We start from the raw sequence: 21,318 nt of genomic DNA, 5'->3' as shown, positions 1-21,318 counted from the left end.
TTAGAAATTAATTAAAAAGATAATCAACCATTTGTTTAATTTCTTTATCCATGGCTCTATCTTCAATAACTGGATTAAATTGAGATGTTAGAGAATCAAAGAATGGACGTGATAATTCATTAAGTTTTTCCGCCGACTGATCTTTATCAAAAACATAATAAGCTTGACGAATTGCCATAGCTTGAATAGCAATTACCGATTTGATAAGTGACATGATATTTTTGAGATCGCGTGCTGCGATAGTCCCCATGCTGACGATGTCTTGGTTTAACGCCTCTGTTGTGCGTGAAAATACTGACATAGGGTTCGATTGTTTAAGCGCTTCTGCGACCAAGGCTGAAGCACTGATCTGCATTGCCTTAAAACCGTGATGGATCCAGGCTTTATTGCCTAAGTCATCCACTGCCACTAAGTTATTTGGAATACCGCCATTGAGTCTGTCGTCCACTAAAATGCCTAGCTCACGCTCCAACAACGCCCCCATGTTCGCCACTTGAGGCTTAAGCGCATCACAAATTGCAGCAATGTGACCACCATAGAAGTGACCGGCGTTTAGAATTAGGTCACTTTCATGATCAATAAGCGGGTTATCGTTTACAGAATTAATTTCAACCTGTAGCACTGATTTTGCCCAGTTTAAGGTATCAACTAATGAGCCTAGCACCTGCGGTGAACAACGAATTGAGTAGCTATCTTGTAAACGGAATTGCTCTTTCATACCGTGCTCAAAAGAGTCTTCCGTTCTTTGTCGACGACCTAACCTTTGCTCTGGGTCGGATAAACGTTTATAGATAAGATCAGCGCAGTACCGTTGACCTTGATGCGGTTTTAATTCATGTACTTTTGGGTGGAATGGTGATGCTCTGCCGTCAATAAGCTCAACAAACAGTGCAATTAGCTTACATGAAATATCAATGGCTTTTTCTACTTCATTGATGGCATTGGCTGCAATCGCACTCATTACTGAAGTGCCGTTCATAATAGCCAAACCCTCTTTCGCTTTAAGCGTATAAGGCTTGATATTCAGCTCTGCAAATACTTCTGCTGTGGGTCTTACAACACCTTGATAGTAAACTTCTCTTTGCCCATTTAGTGCCGCGCCAATGTATGAAAGAGGTGTTAAATCACCGCTTGCTCCTACCGAACCCATTGCTGGTATCGCAGGGAAAATTTTGTGCTGTAAAAACAGCTCCATCTGCTTAAGCAATTCCCAGCTTACACCTGAATAGCCACGTGCGTTACAGTTTAAACGGATCAACAAAGTTACAGCGCAATCCACTTCGCTTAAGTAATCACCTACACCACAGCCATGATAAGCCATCAAGTTTTTCTGCAACTCTTCAGATAAAGCTGGAGAAATACGATTACTAGCTGAGTTGCCAAACCCAGTTGTAACACCGTAAATATCGTCTCTGTTTTCTATTCGCTTATCAATATATCGGCGGTTGCTTTCGATAAGTGATTTATGAACTTCTCCATTCAACTGCACTTTTGGAAAATTTTCAGAAACAAATCTTTTTATATCTTCCAATGTTAGTTGACTTATTAAATCTATATCTATTGTTGATTCAACTTTAGTTTCAAAATCAGCTTTTGATTCTGAATATGAGAGTTCATGACTCATCTTCACTTCTTCCTTTAAAAAATATTAAATTACGGGTTTTATGACTAAAAAATGACAACAAAAAACAATTGCAATTAATCAAAAAAAACTAACCACCTATATAAACAAAAAACCTAAAGTAATAAAAAGGAAAACAAAAGGAATAAAAGCCATTTAATATTAACAGCTTCCAAATGCTAATAGGCTGCACTTTATCCAATTAATGTACGGAAGAATTTTTACACTATTAAATTTACTGAATCAATAGTGAATATGATTATTTTCATATTCAAGTTAATGCAAAAAACACCTAAAAAAATAGAGTGACAAACCAACTAATTAACAATAAAAAAATATATGTGAAACTTAAATTTCAGCTAGAATCAAGCCGCTTTCTTGTTAATTAAGAATGTAACAATCTACACAAGAGAGATAAAAACCAACCCACTTGAAAGTCGTTAATAAAAAGAGTAAAAGCTCAACAAGAATAAAAATATACAACCCAGCCCTTGTTGAAAAACAAAAAACCGTAAAAAACAGCACAGTAATAAAACACTTGCAAACTATTATTCTCTACAAGCCTAAAAACCAAAATACAAGGAATATAATTACCGAATTTATATATGACAAAAACATGAAAGTTATCACTATCACTTTAATATTAAGAATAAATTACACCTGAGTTGACCTGCACAAAACCAAAATAGATAAAATGGAAATTATTTAGTTTATTTGATCTTTAAAATAAAATTCAGATTTAACAAACACCAAAAATCGCAACAATTAAATTTAAATGACAGGGTTTGTTTTTGCTACTACCTCGCTTTTCCATAGTTTTTTAGTGGAGTAAAAAATCTAATTATTCGAATTTTTCTCGTTATAATCGCAAGCAACTGCAAGAGAAAACACATGCAATATTGGCAGTAGATGTAAAAAATTAAAAATCACTCACTCTAAGTGAAATGCAAAGATATAGTGCAGTCTTAGTAAGAAAAGTTGAAGCATCTAACTGGTGAACGCTAGGCTGGATATCAATAATAAGGTGGACTACTGAGTCATTATTAAAACTCAGTAATACACCATTTTTGCGTTGAAGAACTTAAGCTTGCGCTATGAATGGATAAGTAAAAAAGCAAAAGTGAACTAAGTTAAAGACAAAGTGCACAAATATTGGCACCAAAATATTTTGAGTCTTTTGATAGCTGTAGGCACAGCTAATACCGAGTATCGTAGCAATGAAAGTGTAGGCCGCGCCACCGGGCAAATGAGCAAGGCCAAACAGTAGACCTGATATGATAACCACAGCCACATTACCATAGGCAAAGCGGCTCAACGTGTTTTGTACTTGAACTTGTATAAACCCCCTAAAAAATGCTTCTTCCGCATAACAGGTAATAAATAAGTTGGTCAGTACCCAACCAAATAAAATCGGACTAAGCTTCATATCCCATTGCACTAAGCCAAAGTGCACACCACTTGAAAAGCCAACAACGTAGCTAGCTGCTATTACCGCTAGTATTTTGGCTTTATGTTGCTCCATCCTGACTTTCTTTGAAGGTACTACAAAACAAAGTAGTGCTAAAGCGACTAACAACTTATCGAAATTGAGGTGTTTCGAATATGGCACTGCATCACTACTGACCTGATATGATTCAATGACCATTGGATTATTAAAACCGGGGGCAGCATGAATAAACAGTAAAACTGATAGAACAAAGATCCCAATCCCCGTGAGGGTGGTGATCCATTTATGCTCGGAACGGCTAAATAAGAAGCAGGCAACAAATAAACCCACAATGCTAAAAAGTGCCACCCCGTCAATTAATTTGAAGTAGGCAGCGAGCAAGACCGAACAGAAACTCAACAATAAGGATAAGTTCCGTTTTGCTAACGTGATGGCAATTAATGCGAAAAAAGCTGGGCAGAAGGTAACAACCGTATTGAACGTTAGCGTCAATCCGAATAGTTCAAATGTCGAATTCATGTCGAAGTTAACTCATGGAAGGTATTTGCACGATTCATATGCAAAATGTGTTGTTTTGCTTATTGTACTTCGATCAAATAGATAAGCTGTAGACTTTATATAAAAAAGTAGCCCAGCCTAAACTGGGCTATTGCCTTTTAGCAAATGGTTGCAGTTGGACAAAATACAGGGGCTGTATAACAAGCGCCATAATCTTTGGTATAAGCTGCCCCCGCAATTTGACGCGTCTGCTTGTCAGTTAAGCTTTTATTATCTTTGAGCTTTTTTAGCTGTACTTTATTGAGTTTCATGTTTGTTCCTGTTGTTCAGTTATGATTATTTTCTTTGAAAGGTAAAGCTTAAAACGCCTTACCTGCACATCACTGTGTTTATAAAATGTACACAATGCAAGCTATGAGACCTTGTCAAATAGACTTAACGCTTTAGCATGCTGATTTATAAGTTATTTATTATATTGAAAATTTATCATATTGAACAAAATGACAGCGCTAGACAATTCAACAGTGCACCCAACCCAATCAAAAGACCAGATGCACTCGTCAAAAGCTATGCTTTTAATGCACCTTCAAGCACGTCAAAATACTGCCAACAATACGCCCATATCGCGTTATAACAATTTAGGTAATTTTGGGACTGCGTTTGAGCATACAGTAGTGCTGCTGCGGCAAAACTTTCGGCCTGCACCCAAAAATACTTATCGCTATCGCATGGTTGTAATTTTTGATCAAAACCATAGATCAACCCACCTTTTAAATGGTCCCATGCATTTTGATAAGCCGCATCAAACAAAAAGATAGCCTTGTTAACCAATTTCGACTCTGCCGTATAGCGATTAAGTTGCAGTAACAATTTGGCCCATTCGGTTTGGTGACCCGGTTGAAACCCCCAAGGGCGATATAAGTTTTTAGGGTCATCTTTGTTGTATACAAAATCAGGTTTGAGATCTGGCGTAAAGTGCTCATATATTAAGCCTTCGCTTTGCTCAGCTAATTCAAAGCAAAACTTTTTCGCAAGCAGCTTCGCTCGTCGTAAATAAAGTTCATTACCTATCGCCGAATAGGCAGCAATAAGCGACTCACAAATGTGCATGTTGGCATTTTGCCCGCGATACTGACATAAGCGACCATCTTCATAACGTGTATCGGCATAGAGTCCTTCTTCTTCGCGCCAAAAGCGAGATTCTAGTAGCTCAAAAGTACGCACCAGCTTGTGCTCATTTTCCAAAAGTCCCGCCTTAAAGCAATGCGCATAGCACAGTATTACAAACGCGTAACCATATGCTTGTTGGGTCATATCCAACGGGTGATTATCTTGTAAAGTCCAAGCATAAGTTTGTGTACTTTCTCGCCAGTGATGTTTTTCGATGTAATCAAGACCATGTTTTGCGTGACTTAGATAGTCTTTGTTCTCTAAAACGATGGATGCACGGCAAAAGTTAACCACCATTCGTGTGCTACTCACCAGTTGCCTAAAACCATGATTGAATATCTCACCATCATCGTAATAGTTTTGAAAGTAGCCACCTCGCTTTGTGTCTATACAACGCTGTGAGTAAAAGTCTAGGATTGCTTGTGCATGGTTTTTTAAAAAAGTTGAATTATAAAAGTTCACGTTTGATTTGCTCTAAAAATAGGTTGTTTGGCTGCTCGCCATATTGTGCGTAAAATAATTCGGTGGCTTGTTTTAAAGAAGGTAAAGCTGGAAATGCCCCTTGCTTTGATACCGCAATGGCGCCTGCACAGCTGGCAAAGGCAACACTACTATGTAGTAGTGATGTATTAAGAAGTAAAGAATACAATTTGTGTCCTTTACTCAATACAAAAAGCATCGCGCCAATGAAGCCATCACCGCCTGCAGTTGTGTCAACCACATTGACCTTTGGAGGAACAAGGTAACCTTGTGACAAAGGCGTTAGATACTCAATGGCGTGTGCACCGTTAGTAATGAGTAGCAGCTTGCATCCTGCATCAAAACATTTATTTATAAACGTTTTGCGCTGCTTCCCACTCAGTAAGTCAAATTCCTCTGCGGCAAATTTCACAACATCTGAACGAAAAACAACACTGTTGACTCGATCAATATCAATTCGATCTGCTGGCCATAAATTGCTGCGCAAGTTGACATCAAAACTGATCACTAGCCCTTGCTTTTTAGCTTCTTTTAACACTTCATCGGTTGTGTTGGCTGCAAATTCCGTAGTTAGGGTATTACTACACAAGTGCAAGGTTTCGCTATGTTCAAACCAATCAGCGACAACTTGCTCACATGACAACAACAAATCAGCGCTGTCATTTCTAACAAAGGTAAAACTTCTTTCGCCCTGCCCATCTAAATGCACAAACGCCAGTGCCGTAGGTGCATCTGGATGCGTCAAAACGTATTCAGTATTAACGCCATAACGCTGTAAACTCGTTTTTAAATATGCGCCAAATTGATCGTCACCGACCTGCCCCGCAAAATATGCGCTTCCACCAAGCTTCGCTAGAGCAACCGACGCATTGGCCGGTGCTCCTCCAGGAAACTGACGATAATCACGCACATTTAAACCGTCTTGATGTGCTGTATGTACTTGTAAAAAGTCAATCAGCGCTTCGCCATAACAAAGTACTCCACTCATGACAAACTAGCCTCCTTAACTCGCGCCATTGACTGGCTCACGGCAAAAAATAAAATGTATACGTATGCGAAAACGGGTACCAAAAAGCTCACTTGCACTGATTGACTGTCTGCGACAATTGCCTGCAATAGTGGAAAAATCGCACCTCCGACGATTGCCTGACATAACAAGCCTGAACCTTTTGCGGTGAGTCGACCAAGCCCTCTTATGGCTAAACTAAAAATAGTAGGAAACATAATCGAGTTAAACAGTCCGATTACCAACACACTCCACATCGCAAGTTATTCTCGTCATTGATAAGCTTGCTCATTCGCTCGCTTTCACTGAGCAATGATTGTGTATACGCATGTTCAGCTCCAAAGTTAAACATGCCAAATGGCTATACGTTTCACGCTCTTTCCCCTATGGCTTGTTATTTTCATTATGAACCTCTTTTACTTCACTGCACTTTACCCTACCAATAAATGGAACGTTCCAAATTCTTTCTTTTGAATATACTTAACGATTTGTTACAATACAAGTTATTGAGATGAAATTTACACAATTTTAATTTCATCAACCTATGCCAACCCTTTATAGAAAACATCACTTTGAACAAGAACAACCATAACAACCAAACCGTTACAGTACACGATGTTGCGCGAGTTGCTGGTGTATCAAAATCAACCGTATCGCTGGTTTTAAGAGGCAGTGATAAAGCCAGTACACGAGCAAAAGAAAAGGTACTCAAGGCAATTCAAGAGACGGGTTACGTATACAATCGCGAAGCCGCAGCAATGCGCAGTAAATCATCTGATTTAGTGGCCATTGTTATCAACGACTTAACTAACCCATATTCAGCAAAACTGGCCGTAGCGCTTGAAAAGCATATCCGTGAATTAGGCTTTATGGCCACATTGGTAAACACTAGCGAAAATGCACTCACGCAAACTCAAATCGTTTCAAAACTACAAGAATACAGAGTACGCGCTTTTATCATATGCCCTACCCCAAACACCCAAGCTAGTTGGTTAAATCAATTGCAAAAGCCACAAACGCAAGTTGTGAGTATTATGCGACAAGTGACCAACAGCCAAGTACCGTGTGTATTGCCCGACAACGAACTTGGTGCATATAAAGCGACTCAATCTCTCATTAACCGAGGCCATAAGCACATTGCTTTTATTGGCGGTGATGCGTCAATCTCTGATTATCACCAACGATTGAGTGGATTCAATAAAGCCATTTCAGAGCGAGATGACATACAAAGTTGGGTATTTAATAGCGCTACGAATAGGCATGGTGGACGCATGGCTATGTCTGAATGTTTAGCTCAAGTTCCCAATGTCGAGTCTGTGATGTGCTTCAACGATATAGTCGCCTATGGCGTTATCGAATTTTTATCTGAGCAGGGCTTAAAGCCTGGCGCAGACATAGGTGTAGTCGGCTTTGATGATTTGGATGACTCCAAGCTAATGAGTATTCCTTTAAGTACCGTAAAAATAAATGCCGATGATATCGCAAAAGCTGTTTGTTATATTCTTAAAAACAATATCCAAGATGGGATACAGCAGGTTCCCATTGAGCTAATCGAACGCGCATCATAATGCAACAATATAACTGGACTGCAAAAATATTTTGCAGTCCAGTTTCTTACACACGTTTAGGTTCCCTCCCCCTACAACGAACTTGAATAGAATTTTTATTTTCATCATGTTGCAACATAAATATCATGCAAAATCGTAAACAATTTAATACAACACCTTTGGCACTGTTTGTACTTGGTTTAAGTATTGGCGCTCAAGCGATAGCAAGCAATACGCTAAGCGATGATCTTACTCAACCAAATGCAGGCGTGGTTACAGCATCAGCTGAAAACACACAATATGGCGAAACAGCTGTAAAGGCGTTTGATGATAACCAATATTCTAAATGGATAACATTTGAGCCAACGGGCTAGATCAGTTATCAATTCTCTACGAGTAAAGTGGTAAAAGGTTACTCTTTGAGCTGCGCAAACGTAGTACCCGGAAGAGGGTCGAAGAATTGACAACTACAAGATTCAAGTAACGGTACAAATTGGATACTCAAAGTAATCAAACTTTTTGAGCCAACCACTGACAACCATACCTATGCAAGCACTTCACCTAGCGCAACAGAAACATGCAGCGCACAAGGCGACAATATGTATGTCTCTGTATATGGTTTCTCTGAAACAAGCTATACCATTAACATTTCAGAAGAACCGACGGACCCAACAGATCCTCAATGGCAGGCTCCTTGTGTCGATTTTGTAGATATGAACCCAGAAACAAATGGCTCAAAATATGTGTTCTAGGGCGTTTAACAAGTTTTCCTTAACCTAAAACAACCCCCCTTTATGGTTACTAGGGGGTTTTATTGACGCTACATACGACTTTTGACTCTATTGGTCGCTTGTGCTGTGCTTGGATCATCAGGCCAAAAGTGTTTGGGATAGCGCCCTTTCATTTCTTTTTGCACTTCTTTGTAACTTGTTTGCCAGAAGTTGGCGAGATCTTGGGTTAGCTGCAAAGGACGCTGCGCAGGAGACAAAAGCTCCATTAGTAATGGAAGTTGCCCATCACACAACTTAGGCGTCTCCGTTACACCATATACCTCTTGCATTTTAACGGACAACTTCGCGGGGCCATCTAGTTGGTAGTGAATTTTAATATTGGAACCACTGGGTACCTGCATGCGCGTTGGTAAAACCGCATCAAGCCGTTGTTGCTGAGACCAATCAAGATTGCTCATGAGCGCTTGATGTAAGTCCAGCTTTTTGAGTTGAGGGAGTTGTTTAACCTCATTTAGGTAAGGCGACAACCATTGCTCAGCCTGCTCCATCAAGGTTTCTTCTTCAAGCTTTGAAAACTCTTTGGGATAAAACCGACATGCTAAACTCATCCGTATAAGCAACTGCTCTACATTTGGAAACTGCTCAAAAAGTCTAAAGCCCTGTTTTTGTATCAACCCAAGCCAAGCAGATGTTCGTGCTATAATATCAAGCGCTTTGTTACTTGGTCTAGACTCAATAACCAAAGCACCAATCACTGTTCGACACTCTTGCACGAAGCGACCACTTCTTTCATCAAATTCGCACACCTCTTGTTCACGGAATAAGTGTGGCAAATAGTCACGAATTAAAGTGATATCAAGTTCTGTTGCACTAAAAATACGCTGCCCTTTATGGCCGCCAAGTGTTGCAATTGCTAAATAACCGCAGTCCAGCCAATAGTCTTCATGACTTTCAACACCTGCACCATTAGATAAAGCAAATCCACTTCCTCGACGTTTTGCCAGTCTATCGGGGAAAGCAAGCGAGACAAGAATAGAAATGTACCCACATTTCAGTTCTTGTGGAGAAGTAATGCGCATACGTTTTAACCAAGATGACAGTGACTGCGTGAAGCTAGCGCTCGGTCTTTCAAATTGGCTTTGTAGCGCGACTCTTAGCTCTGGCGCACTTTTCACTCGACTTTCAATCAGCGCAACAAAATAGCAAGCCAATGAGAGAAGCCCTGGTAATCGTTCTTCAAGCTGCTGTGCCTTAATCAACATATGCGCCAACCTTGGTTCTGTGCCAAAGGATTGCATATTTTTGCCTAAGGAAGTGATTTTTCCTTGCTCATCAACTGCTTCTAGTTGCTTAAGTAACTCTAATGCTTGTTTTACAGCAATTGAGCTCGGTCTATCTAAAAGCGGCAATTCTTCTAGGTCCGTGCCCCAGACTTTTGTTTCAAGCAATAAGCTGCTGATATCACTGCTTAAGATCTCTGGCAAATCATGTTGGCTGCGCCTTTCAAACTGCGCTCTTGAGCCCAAACGATAAACTATACCATCTTCAATTCGTCCCGCTCGCCCTGCTCTTTGAATAGCTGATGAACGTGAAATTGACACGGTCATCAGTTCGGTTATGCCTGTTTTGATATTAAACACTGCTGCACGACGTTTTCCGCTATCAATAACGATACGGATCCCCTCTATCGTCAATGAAGTTTCGGCCACATTGGTGGTCAATACGACTTTGCGTCGACCTGCCACTGGAGGTGCTATCGCAGCTTGTTGCGCACGTTTATCCTGCTCACCAAACAAAGTAACGACATCCACATAATCTGGCACTTTGTCGTGTAACTGTTGATATATATACCCAATTTCTCTTTGCCCCGGTAAAAATACTAATACACTACCATGTTGTTTTGACAATGCTTCTAGCGTCAATTTAGGTAAAGCCTCTAACCATCGACTTTCATCACTTAAAGGGTGGTATATCTCCTCAACCGCGAAACTTTTACCTTGTGAGCAGACAATGGGACAGGACAAAAACTGCTGGTATCGATCGGTATTCAATGTTGCCGACATGACTAAAATATTTAAGTCATCACGAAACGCCGCTTGGCTTTCCAATGCAAATGCTAGGGCGGTATCAGCAGCGAGCGAACGTTCATGAAACTCATCAAATATAATTAAATCAATACCCGTTAGTTCAGGATCACTTTGTAACATACGGGTGAGCACACCTTCAGTAACAATCTCCAATCTCGTATGCTCTGAAACCTGCACCTCATTGCGCACACGCAGACCCACACTTTGTCCTAAGGACTCATTCTGTTGCTGCGCCAAAAAGCGTGCGATATTACGCGCTGCGAGGCGTCTTGGTTCGAGCATCACAATACGCTTAAAGTGATTGTCTCTCATTAACTGCAAGGGCAACCATGTGGATTTGCCCGCGCCAGGGGGGGCTTGCAACAATACCGTACTATTGTTTTGAAATTCATGAACGAGTTGAGAATATACAGATTGTATTGGCAGCACAGAATTGACTCTAATTACAGCTGTTTTTTGCGATTCTAACATGCCCTAGGTTTCTGATTAAGTGCGATTTTGCGCTTACTCAATCATTCAACAGCGGTTGGCACATTGACCGATGAAAACATGTGCTTTTTCATAAAAACTGAACATTAAACAAGCAATCGACATCAAAATGTATACTAAGTTACTTTTTTGTAAAAAAATCTAGAGACAATCTAAGTTAACTTCATGTATCCTAAAGGTAATAGAAAAAACAAGTCGGTACCTTCTCGAGTGCTTTCTCACTCGTTGCCGCGCTCTTATCAATAAGGGAAAACAATGGCCCAGTATTATTTTAAGCTTGCATGGTTGAGTTTGCGCTCTACACCTATGCTTAGCTCATTAATGGTGTTAATTATTGCCATTGGAATAGCCACATCGATGATCACCTACACTGTCACGTACATGATGTCTAAACACCCAATAGAGCACAAAGCGGATACGCTCGTGAAAGTATATTTAAGTGCGTGGAATGCAAGTCGTCCCTACAAGGAAAAAGGTGGTCGGGAAGAAGCACCTGATGTGCTTACCTATCAAGACTACGTTAATTTGTCAGAAGTAAACCAAAAAAGCGCCCTTGTTAAAGCACAAACGCCAATCGCATCACATAAAGATTTAATTAGACTCCCCTCCCAGCCAAAAGCTCAAGCACAAATGCGCTATATGTATACAATCGGCAATGCATTTTTTACTATGTTTGATGCACCATTTTTGTACGGTGCACCTTGGACAGAAGCCTCAGACTTAGGTGGAGCGTTAGACGTAGTAATAAGTAAGCGACTCAATGAAATTTTGTTCCGTGGTGAAAACTCTGTTGGCAACCCACTGCTGATTGGTGCGCACACTTTTACCATTTCGGGTGTTTTAGATGATTGGAACCCTATTCCAAAGTACTTTGATTACGCAAGCTACGCTTATCAACGCCCCCATGATTTATATGTGCCATTCCAAACACAAATTAATACTCCTTTGTATATCGGCCCGTACTTCCCAACCTACTGCCCAACTTACCCTGAAGAAATCACGTTCCGTACAATTATTAAATCAGAGTGCATGTGGGTTAACCTATGGGTTGAGCTAAGAAATGCCAGTGATAAAGACGCATACACAAGTTTGTTACATGATTACGATGAACAACAAAAGCAAGTAGGCCGGTTCCCTCGTCCAATAAATAGTAAAGCCCGAACCATTGAAGAAGTTTTAGTATATGGTGGGGCAGTACCTGAGCATTCCAAAATAGCGGTCTGGCTCTCTTTTGCATTTTTGATCGTTTGCTTGTTAAACTGTATGAGCTTATTAATCAACAAATTTCATAATAAAAAGAACGAAGTGGGTTTAAGAAGAGCAATAGGCGCAAGCAAACAACAGATCGCGCTACAATATGGCTGTGAAACCGCACTAATTGGGTTTGTTGGTGGTGTATTTGGTCTATTGCTCACACAACTTGGGTTATTGAGTGCAAGAGGAATTTTCAACTTTCTCAACACCAGCTTTATACAAATGAATACAATACTCATCATCGCCACTGTTTTTTTGGCCGTATTTACAACTTGCTTATTTGGTCTTTGGCCTATTTACAAAGCGGTACAAGTACACCCTTCTAGTCAATTAAAGAACTTGTAGGATCCAAGGATGAAAGATCTATTACCTATTTTAAAATCGCTGAAACAACGTAAAGGCGCGGCATTACTGCTCATACTTCAAATTTCAGTCACACTCACTATCTTAATAAATACCGCCTTTATGTTAGAGCAAAAGCAAACGCGCGTATCGGCTGATAGTGGCATCGCTGAATCAGATACATTTAGCTTTATCATGAATCTACAAGGTGAACCGTCAGAGCTAGAAGCCTTGTTAAAGCAAGACCTTTCAGCAATCAAGTCACTAGAGAGTGTTCATAATGCATCCAACACATCGAGTATTCCTTATTCTCAGCGTGGAGGAACGGAAAATATCAGCCTACCACCCAATCCTGACGAAGTAATAGTACGAGCAGCTAGCCACTGGGGCGGCTACGATATGAAAGACACTTGGGATGTTCAGCTTCTTGCCGGTGACTGGTTTACAGAAAATGAAGTCTTTTATTACGCCAACATGAGCGAAAACCGTATGGGACAAAACTCGCTAGTGATATCTCAAGCATTAGCCCAAAAGCTCTTTCCCGATGACTGGCGACAAGCGGTTGGAAAAATAATCTATGCCTCTGGTAATTCATTTACCGTACGCGGTGTAGCCTATCAGTTTCCTAGTAGTGGTTGGAGTTGGTGGGAAAATCATTGGTATGGTATTGTTACCAATGCCAATTACCTTGCGACTGAGCCAAAAATCATTGTGCGTGCAAAGCCTGGCATGCGTGATCAAGCAATGCAAGATGTGACCAATTTACTAATGAAAACCCCAGGGAAATGGGTCGACCAAATGCGCTCTTTTGAAGAAATTAGACAGACTGCACATGAAAATGACTCCGCCGTTGTGGTTATTTTAATGGTCATGATGATCATCATCAGCATCGCAACCGCTTTAGGAATTTTTGCCCAAGTTCGTTTTTCCATTATTACAAGACGCAAGCAGATTGGAACACGTAGAGCGCTTGGCGCTAGTAAAATACAAATTTTACGCTTTTTTATGCTAGAAAGCTTTTTAGTTAGCAGTATGGGTGTATTAGTGGGAATGGCGCTTTCAATTATCACCAATGTGTACTTAGTTAACATATTATCATTAAGTCCAGTCCCCATCAGTTATTTAGTCATTGGCGCTGTCTGTATGTGGCTGATCTGCCAAATAGCAACCATGCAACCTGTTTATCAAGCCAGCAGAGTGTCACCCGCAATTGTAACGCGAAGTGCTTAACTCACGCACCGTATCTTGGAGTAAACTCCAAGGTACAACACTGCATGCCAAATAAGAAATCCAATCATATCAAAGCCGCGCATGCAATCATATTGCACAAGCTCAACGCAATTTGTAATAAAAATAGAGACAACAATGGTTAAATTGATGTATCCTAATTTGTCAAGAAAGTTAACAAAAGGAATCTAATTGTGCATGTTTCTCATCAAGCTCCTCATTACGTGGAGGCGCTATGATCCCATATTACATTAAGCTAGCTTGGCTAAGCATTCGCTCTACTCCCATGCTTAGTTCACTGATGATGTTGATCATAGCGATTGGGATTGCAACTTCTATGATCACTTATACTGTAACGTATATGATGTCTCAGCACCCACTTGAAGACAAAGCAGACACAATACTCAAAGTGTACCTCAGTGCATGGAATGCAAGCCGTCCATACAAAGAAAGATTCGGCGAAGAACAAGCACCAACAGTAGTAACGTACCAAGACTATGTAAATTTATCTTCGCTGCATGACAACACGAATATCGTTAAAGCCTATACACCGGTTGCGACGCACAAAGATCTCGTTAGAACCACAATACAGCCGCTCAATGAAGCTAAGATGCGTTACATGTATTCAATCAATAACGACTTCTTTTCCATGTTTGAATCCCCCTTTTTGTATGGCGCACCGTGGACAGAACCGGCAAATAATAAAGGCGGCCTAGAGGTTATTATCAGCAAACCTTTAAATGAAACGTTATTTGCGGGTGAAAACTCTGTTGGTCAACAACTTATGATAGGTAAACACGCGTTTACTATTTCTGGTGTACTAGATGAATGGAACCCCATTCCAAATTATTTTGGCTATGCTGCTGACTCCTATCGAAGTCCACACGATATATATGTGCCATTTCAAACACAAATTAACTCCGAGCTATACATTGGCCCTTACTTTCCTATATTTTGTGCGACCTACCCTGAAACAATTACCTTTCAAACTATTCTTAAAGCCGAATGTCATTGGATTGATTTATGGGTTGAGTTAACACATGCACAAGACAGAGATGACTACACCGCTTTACTGCATAGCTATGATAAGCAACAGAAACAAGCAGGTCGCTTTCCTCGGCCACTTCCGAGTAAAACACGGACTATTTCAGAAAACCTACTTTATGAAGGAATAGTTCCTGAAAATTCCACAGTGGCGGTTTGGCTGGCTTTTGCTTTCTTAGCCGTTTGTTTATTAAACTGTATGAGCTTATTAATCAATAAGTTTCATAACAAAAGAAGTGAAGTAGGATTAAGACGAGCCATAGGCGCAAGCAAACAAAATATTGCGCTTCAGTTTGGCTTTGAAACAGCTTTGATAGGTTTTTTTGGTGGCGTGTTTGGTTTGGCACTTGCACAAGTTGGCTTATTAGGTGCTAGGAACATTTTTCATTTCCTCAACACCAATTTTATACAGATGAATATCACAATCATGATAAGCACGATTGTATTATCAGTATTAGCGACCTGTATATTCGGATTGTGGCCGATTTACAAGGCGATGCAGGTACAGCCATCTAGCCAGTTAAAGAGCTTATAAGTTTGCAAGGTAAAAGGCCCTAATACCCCTTCTCAAATCCCTTACACAATCAAAAGGCAACGTATTTGGGCAGACCGCGGTATTTCACAACGAGATGCCTTTCGTTTTATATGAAAAGCAGCTACATGAAGACCAAGGTTTGGCACGCTTACTCAAACGAGATATAGATGCGTTCTGCGCGTTGCCAGTTGCCTCCTGCAATAGTGACTCCAAAAGTCATAAATTGGCCTACCAAAAAAAAAGAGCTACCATAGGAAGCTCTTTTTTAGTCTATTTAAAGTTTTAGCGATTAGCTCGGCTCATAGCCTAAGTTAGGCGCAAGCCACCTTTGGGCCTCTTCCAAACTCATATTGGTACGTTTTGCATAGTCTTCAACCTGATCCTTTTGAATGGCTGCAACAGCATAATATTTAGAGTCAGGGTGCGAAAAGTACCAACCAGATACCGCTGCCCCCGGCCACATCGCATAAGAACTGGTAAGCTTCATACCAATACTCTGCTCGGTATTAAGTAGCTGCCAAATCTTTTTCTTCTCTGTATGCTCAGGGCAGGCTGGATAGCCCGGCGCAGGACGAATACCTTGATAGTTTTCGCGGATCAGCTCTTCATTACTCAAGTCTTCATTTGGCGCATAACCCCAATATTGCTTACGCACTTGCTCGTGCAGATATTCAGCAAATGCTTCTGCCAATCTATCCGCGACCGCCTTAACCATGATTTTGTTATAATCATCGTGCTTAGCATCGAATGCATCCGCTAAATCGTCTTCTTCAAGTCCACCAGTCACGGCAAATGCACCAAAGTAATCCGCAATACCTCTAGGTGCGACATAGTCCGCCAAACAGTAATTAGGAAAGTCGGTTTTTTCAGTTTGTTGACGTAAATGACAAGATAGCGTCAATACTTCCGTCCGACTTTCATCGGTATAAATCTCGATGTCATCCCCGACTCTGTTCGCAGGGAACAAGCCAATTACACCCAAAGGTTGTAACGCACCCGTTTTTTCAAATTCATCGAGCATGGCATTAGCATCTGCGTACAAGCTTTTCGCTTGTTCACCGACAATTTCATCTTCTAAAATGCGCGGAAATTTACCCGCCAGTGACCAAGTCATAAAAAATGGCGTCCAGTCAATGTACTGACGCAAGGTTGCAATGGTTACATCGGTAAACTCTGTGACCCCTAACCTCTTTGGCACCGGAGGCGTGTAATTGTCCCAATCAATTTTAATTGCATTGTCGCGCGCTCGTTGCAAGGTTACAGGCTTGGAACGAGGCTTCTTACGCGCCTGTTGTTCGCGCACCTTTTCATACTCAGAGGTTGTTTTAGCCAAAAAGTCCGATTTTTGCGTTTTGCTAAGCAAACTTGAAACAACACCCACAGCACGGCTAGCATTATTCACATACACCACACCTTTATCGTACTGAGGCTCAATTTTCACCGCTGTATGCGCCTTTGAAGTGGTTGCCCCACCAATCAATAATGGAATTTCAAAACCTCGACGCGTCATCTCTTTTGCAACATGCACCATCTCATCAAGAGATGGCGTAATGAGGCCAGACAAGCCAATCACATCCGCATTTTCATCGATGGCAGTTTGCAAGATTTTCTCTGCAGGCACCATCACCCCCAGATCAACCACTTCGTAGTTGTTACACTGCAGCACCACGCCTACGATATTTTTACCTATATCGTGTACATCACCTTTCACGGTGGCCATGATGATTTTACCGTTGGTTTCACCTTCTTGCTTTTCAGCTTCAATGTAAGGGTCAAGGTAAGCAACCGCACGCTTCATTACTCGCGCCGACTTCACTACCTGTGGTAAAAACATTTTACCCGCACCGAATAAATCACCAACCACATTCATGCCGTCCATAAGTGGGCCTTCAATCACTTCTATTGGCTTGTCTTTATTTGCACGGCACTCTTCGGTGTCTTCCTCAATAAATTCGGTAATACCTTTAACAAGTGCATGTTCTAAACGCTTCTCTACAGGCCAGCTACGCCATTCTAAATCTTCAACTTTAGCGGCTTGAGCCATGCCGGAGTACTTAGGTGCGAGCTCAACTAAGCGCTCTCCCGCTTGAGGGTCTTTGTTGAGGATCACATCTTCCACTGCATCTCGCAGCTCTGATGGAATATCGTCATACACGGTCAACTGACCCGCATTTACAATCCCCATATCCATACCCGCTTGAATAGCGTGATATAAAAATACCGAGTGGATAGCCTCACGAACCGGGTTATTACCACGGAATGAGAACGACACATTTGACACACCGCCAGATACTTTACAGTGTGGTAACTCAGCTTTTATACGACGCGTGCCTTCAATGAATTCAACCGCATAGTTATCGTGCTCTTCAATGCCCGTTGCAACCGCAAAAATATTAGGGTCGAAAATGATGTCTTCAGGTGGAAAACCGATTTGATCAACCAAAATACGGTATGAACGTTCACAGATTTCAAATTTGCGCTGCGCGGTTTCCGCCTGGCCTACCTCATCAAATGCCATCACCACAGCGGCCGCACCAAAGCGCTTAATAATTTTCGCTTGGCGAATAAACGGCGCTTCCCCTTCTTTCAATGAGATAGAATTAACAATGGCCTTGCCTTGAATGCACTTTAGACCCGCTTCTATCACCTCCCACTTTGAAGAGTCAACCATGATAGGTACTTTGGAAATATCAGGCTCAGAAGCAATTAGATTTAAAAATTTGACCATTGCAGCTTTTGAATCCAACATGGCTTCATCCATATTGATATCAATCACTTGTGCGCCATTTTCCACTTGGTTACGTGCTATATCCAATGCGGCTTCATAATTTTCTTGCAATATTAGCTTTTTAAAACGAGCCGAGCCGGTCACATTGGTACGTTCACCAACGTTGGTAAATATGGCTGTTGATTGTTGCGTCATTGGATACTTCCTAATTCAAGTTACAGGCTTCTAAACCTGCCAAGCGCATACGCACTTCAAGTTCAGGTAACTGGCGCGGTGCGACCTTCTCAAGGCCTTGCGCAAACGCTTTAATATGCTCTGGGGTTGTGCCACAGCAGCCACCAACGATATTGATCAAGCCTTCTTTACCCCAATCAACGATTTCTTTGGCCATTTCTGGCGCTTCCAAGTCATACTCTCCAAATTCATTAGGTAAACCTGCATTTGGGTGTACTGAGGTAAATGTTTCACATACTCTTGATAATTCGACGACATATTGGCGTAATAAATCAGGACCCAATGCGCAATTTAACCCAATTGAAAGCGGCTTAATGTGGCGAATTGAATTATAAAATGCTTCTGTTGTTTGACCAGACAAAGTACGTCCAGATGCATCGGTAATCGTGCCTGAAATCATCACAGGTAAGGTCACACCGGCTTGCTCGAATGCTTCTTCAACTGCAAAAGACGCTGCTTTGGCATTGAGCGTATCAAATATGGTTTCAATCAGAATTAAATCCACACCGCCCTCAATCAAGGCGAGCGTCGACTCAACATAGGCCTCTACAAGCTGATCAAAAGTAATGTTTCTATAACCTGGATCGTTCACATCAGGAGAGATTGAGCAGGTTTTTGATGTTGGACCTAATACACCTGCGACATAACGCGGTTTAGCCGAATCATTCGCTGTGTATTCATCACACAACTTACGCGCAAGCCGTGCAGAAGCTAAGTTGATTTCTTTACTTACACTGGCCATGTCATAGTCTTCCATCGAAATGGTCGTGGCATTAAAGGTATTTGTTTCAATAATATCCGCCCCCGCATCTAAAAACTCTCGATGAATTTGCGCTATCACCTCAGGCTTAGTAATACTGAGCAAGTCATTGTTACCTTTGATCAACACATGCCAATCTTTAAATCGCTCACCGCGATAATCTTCTTCTTCCAGCTTGTGCTTTTGGATCATCGTGCCCATGGCACCATCCAAAATTAAAATGCGTTGTTTAAGTGCCTCTGTTAAGGCTGCGCGTTTATTCAGCATAGTTGTTAGTCCTTACATCTTGGCTAACGAGGTTAATATCATAAGGCGTGGTTTGATAAACGTAATAGTTTAACCAATTCGAGAATAACAAAAAGGCATGACTTTGCCATGTCTTTGATGGCTTATTCGAGGCATCGTCATTTGGGAAATAGTGCGCAGGTTTCGGGGCATCCGGGCTACTTTGCAAGTCTCGTTGGTATTCTTTCAATAACGTGTCTGCATCATACTCAGGATGTCCAGTAATATAAACTTGACTACCCGATAAGTTTTTAATCAGATACGCGCCTACAGTTTGTGAACCCGCTAATACCACCAGCTCTTTCTCATTCGCTATCTTACTTGGATCAACGTGACCATAACGAGAGTGTGGCACTAAGAATTCATCGTCAAAGCCACGGGTCAATGCGCCATGCTCAAAGTAACATTGATGCCTAAATACACCACATAGCTTTTCACTGCGAAGGTCGCGCTTAATCCCATAGTGATGAAATAACGCAGCGTGCGCCGCCCAACAAGAGAACAGCGTAGAAGTGACATGATGTTCAGCCCAATCAAAAAAGGTTTTGAGTTCTTGCCAATAAACAACATCGTCATATTCTAAATGTGCTAACGGCGCGCCTGTGACGATCAGCGCATCATAGTTTTGATCTTTCACATCAGAAAAATAACGATAAAACATGTCAAGATGTTGCTCCGAGTTTTCTGAACTGCGGTGTGTATCTAAGCGTAATAAATCAACATTGACTTGCAAAGGTGAGTTTGCCAAAAGACGAATAAACTGAACTTCGGTTTCTACTTTGTTTGGCATTAAGTTCAATATGGCCAAGCGCATCGGTCTGATTTCTTGTGTTTTTGCACGGCTTTGTGGCATCACAAACACGTTTTCTTGACGTAAACGCACAATGGCAGGCAATTCATCTTTTACTGTTATTGGCATCATTCACCCTCAAACTATCACTATGCTGTCATTATGAAGATAATCCGAAAAATATCAACCTCTAGATGTTTAGACGTCCAAAATAAGAACAATGGAGACTTCAAACTATGATTTTGAACAATAACATGCTAAGAAGTTAATTCTGCAGTTCAAAAGGTCAACTTGTTATGACACAAAACCTATTTTCTAACTTACCCACTGATAAATCGGTAGAGCATTTCGAAGACATTATAAAAAATAAGCATATTCGTATTGAACGTATCACATCGTACGGACAAAGATCGCCTGACTCATTTTGGTATAACCAAACTGAACATGAATGGGTAACGGTACTAGAAGGCGAAGGCACTATCGAATTTGAAGGTGGCGTAAAACACACTCTTAAGCGAGGTGATTATATTAATATCCCGGCACATACCAAGCATAGAGTAAGTCGAACCGCAGCCAACGAAACGACACTTTGGCTTGCGGTATTTTACAAAGACTGAGTAAATTTACACTCAGCCGCTAAACCTGCTCTTCTAGAAAGTCCATGGCCGATTGTTCTTTGCTATCAATTGTGCCATCGGCAGCCGCCACTTTTTGCGCCAGCTTAAGTGCTAACTCTCTCATTGGCTTGTCAACGATGTATTTCATGCGGTGTTGAATAAATGCTTCAACATCTGACGTTTGCACTGCATGAACACATTTTCCTGACATATCAGCAATATAATTTTCAAGGCTTACAGCAGAGTTCCAATTAATCTTGCTTGCCCATTGCTTCACAACCGCTAATTCAGCGTCACAAATACGACCATCAACTGCCACAAATAATAATGCTAAATCTAAAAGTGACTCTTTTTGCAACTGCTCTACACAAATGCCACTATCAAAGTGGTTAAGTAGTTGTTCAAATTTCATCATTCCGTTTCTCC

17 protein-coding genes and 1 pseudogene are annotated in these 21,318 nt (G+C 41.1%); 7 read left to right on the top strand and 11 right to left on the bottom strand.

All coding sequences use genetic code 11. The features are described 5' to 3' along the window. Positions 1-7: 7 nt before the first annotated feature. The 6 genes and pseudogenes from ACW689_RS02445 to ACW689_RS02420 all read right to left on the bottom strand — a co-directional run. A complete protein-coding gene (locus tag ACW689_RS02445) occupies positions 8-1,624 on the bottom strand; it encodes an HAL/PAL/TAL family ammonia-lyase (RefSeq protein WP_476288220.1) in 1,617 nt (538 codons plus the stop codon). 1,078 nt (positions 1,625-2,702) lie between these two features. Next, complete coding sequence (locus tag ACW689_RS02440; protein ID WP_476288218.1) at positions 2,703-3,587, bottom strand: CPBP family intramembrane glutamic endopeptidase; 885 nt, start codon at positions 3,585-3,587, stop codon at positions 2,703-2,705. A gap of 137 nt (positions 3,588-3,724) precedes the next feature. Then, positions 3,725-3,877: a hypothetical protein gene (locus tag ACW689_RS02435; protein ID WP_476288216.1), complete on the bottom strand. Its 153-nt coding sequence runs from the start codon at positions 3,875-3,877 to the stop codon at positions 3,725-3,727. Between the two features lie 256 nt (positions 3,878-4,133). Further along, positions 4,134-5,198 (bottom strand): AGE family epimerase/isomerase, encoded by a 1,065-nt coding sequence (locus ACW689_RS02430; RefSeq protein ID WP_476288214.1) that lies wholly within the window; start codon positions 5,196-5,198, stop codon positions 4,134-4,136. Continuing rightward, a complete protein-coding gene (locus ACW689_RS02425) occupies positions 5,185-6,204 on the bottom strand; it encodes a carbohydrate kinase family protein (RefSeq protein ID WP_476288212.1) in 1,020 nt (339 codons plus the stop codon). The genes ACW689_RS02430 and ACW689_RS02425 overlap by 14 nt, the downstream gene beginning before the upstream one ends. Further along, positions 6,201-6,485: pseudogene (locus ACW689_RS02420) on the bottom strand (glucose/galactose MFS transporter); the annotation flags it as partial. The pseudogene ACW689_RS02420 and the gene ACW689_RS02425, both read right to left, overlap by 4 nt. Positions 6,486-6,794: 309 nt before the next feature. Here ACW689_RS02420 and ACW689_RS02415 point away from each other — a divergent pair. The 3 genes from ACW689_RS02415 to ACW689_RS02405 all read left to right on the top strand — a co-directional run bounded on the left by ACW689_RS02415 (position 6,795) and on the right by ACW689_RS02405 (position 8,521). Further along, a complete protein-coding gene (locus ACW689_RS02415) occupies positions 6,795-7,790 on the top strand; it encodes a LacI family DNA-binding transcriptional regulator (RefSeq protein WP_476288210.1) in 996 nt (331 codons plus the stop codon). A 125-nt stretch (positions 7,791-7,915) separates the two neighbouring features. Continuing rightward, the gene (locus tag ACW689_RS02410; RefSeq protein ID WP_476288208.1) at positions 7,916-8,143 is read left to right on the top strand and encodes a hypothetical protein; all 228 of its coding nucleotides are present in this window, start codon (positions 7,916-7,918) and stop codon (positions 8,141-8,143) included. 225 nt (positions 8,144-8,368) lie between these two features. After that, a complete protein-coding gene (locus ACW689_RS02405) occupies positions 8,369-8,521 on the top strand; it encodes a hypothetical protein (RefSeq protein WP_476288206.1) in 153 nt (50 codons plus the stop codon). A gap of 68 nt (positions 8,522-8,589) precedes the next feature. On the opposite strand, the gene hrpB is transcribed toward ACW689_RS02405, so the two are convergent. Continuing rightward, positions 8,590-11,016, bottom strand: coding sequence for an ATP-dependent helicase HrpB (hrpB, locus tag ACW689_RS02400; protein ID WP_476288318.1), 2,427 nt, complete (start codon positions 11,014-11,016; stop codon positions 8,590-8,592). Between the two features lie 315 nt (positions 11,017-11,331). Here hrpB and ACW689_RS02395 point away from each other — a divergent pair, with 315 nt between their 5' ends. The 3 genes from ACW689_RS02395 to ACW689_RS02385 all read left to right on the top strand — a co-directional run bounded on the left by ACW689_RS02395 (position 11,332) and on the right by ACW689_RS02385 (position 15,478). Beyond that, positions 11,332-12,675: an ABC transporter permease gene (locus tag ACW689_RS02395; RefSeq protein WP_476288204.1), complete on the top strand. Its 1,344-nt coding sequence runs from the start codon at positions 11,332-11,334 to the stop codon at positions 12,673-12,675. Between the two features lie 9 nt (positions 12,676-12,684). Further along, the gene (locus tag ACW689_RS02390) at positions 12,685-13,902 is read left to right on the top strand and encodes an ABC transporter permease (RefSeq protein ID WP_476288202.1); all 1,218 of its coding nucleotides are present in this window, start codon (positions 12,685-12,687) and stop codon (positions 13,900-13,902) included. Positions 13,903-14,134: 232 nt separating this feature from the next. Continuing rightward, positions 14,135-15,478, top strand: a complete 1,344-nt coding sequence (locus ACW689_RS02385) for an ABC transporter permease (RefSeq protein WP_476288200.1) — start codon at positions 14,135-14,137, stop codon at positions 15,476-15,478. A gap of 289 nt (positions 15,479-15,767) precedes the next feature. Here the strand turns inward: ACW689_RS02385 and metH are convergent, their stop codons facing one another. The 3 genes from metH to ACW689_RS02370 are packed head-to-tail and all read right to left on the bottom strand — an operon-like array spanning position 15,768 to position 20,404. Further along, a complete protein-coding gene (gene metH, locus ACW689_RS02380; RefSeq protein ID WP_476288198.1) occupies positions 15,768-18,401 on the bottom strand; it encodes a methionine synthase in 2,634 nt (877 codons plus the stop codon). A 10-nt stretch (positions 18,402-18,411) separates the two neighbouring features. Then, complete coding sequence (locus ACW689_RS02375) at positions 18,412-19,467, bottom strand: homocysteine S-methyltransferase family protein (protein ID WP_476288196.1); 1,056 nt, start codon at positions 19,465-19,467, stop codon at positions 18,412-18,414. Then, on the bottom strand, positions 19,457-20,404 hold the full coding sequence (locus ACW689_RS02370) for a homoserine O-succinyltransferase (protein WP_476288316.1): 948 nt from the start codon (positions 20,402-20,404) through the stop codon (positions 19,457-19,459). The genes ACW689_RS02375 and ACW689_RS02370 overlap by 11 nt, the downstream gene beginning before the upstream one ends. A 167-nt stretch (positions 20,405-20,571) precedes the next feature. On the opposite strand from ACW689_RS02370, the gene ACW689_RS02365 reads away from it, so the two are divergent. Continuing rightward, a complete protein-coding gene (locus tag ACW689_RS02365) occupies positions 20,572-20,892 on the top strand; it encodes a cupin domain-containing protein (RefSeq protein WP_476288194.1) in 321 nt (106 codons plus the stop codon). Positions 20,893-20,911: 19 nt separating this feature from the next. Here ACW689_RS02365 and ACW689_RS02360 read toward each other — a convergent pair whose 3' ends face one another. Then, entirely contained in the window at positions 20,912-21,307 is a 396-nt protein-coding gene (locus tag ACW689_RS02360; RefSeq protein WP_476288192.1) for a tellurite resistance TerB family protein, read from the bottom strand. Positions 21,308-21,318: the final 11 nt, after the last annotated feature.

This window comes from Pseudoalteromonas sp. ABE4_541 (assembly GCF_056312285.1).
Note: the sequence above shows the minus strand (reverse complement) of the source record. Positions and strands in the feature narration are given on the sequence as shown.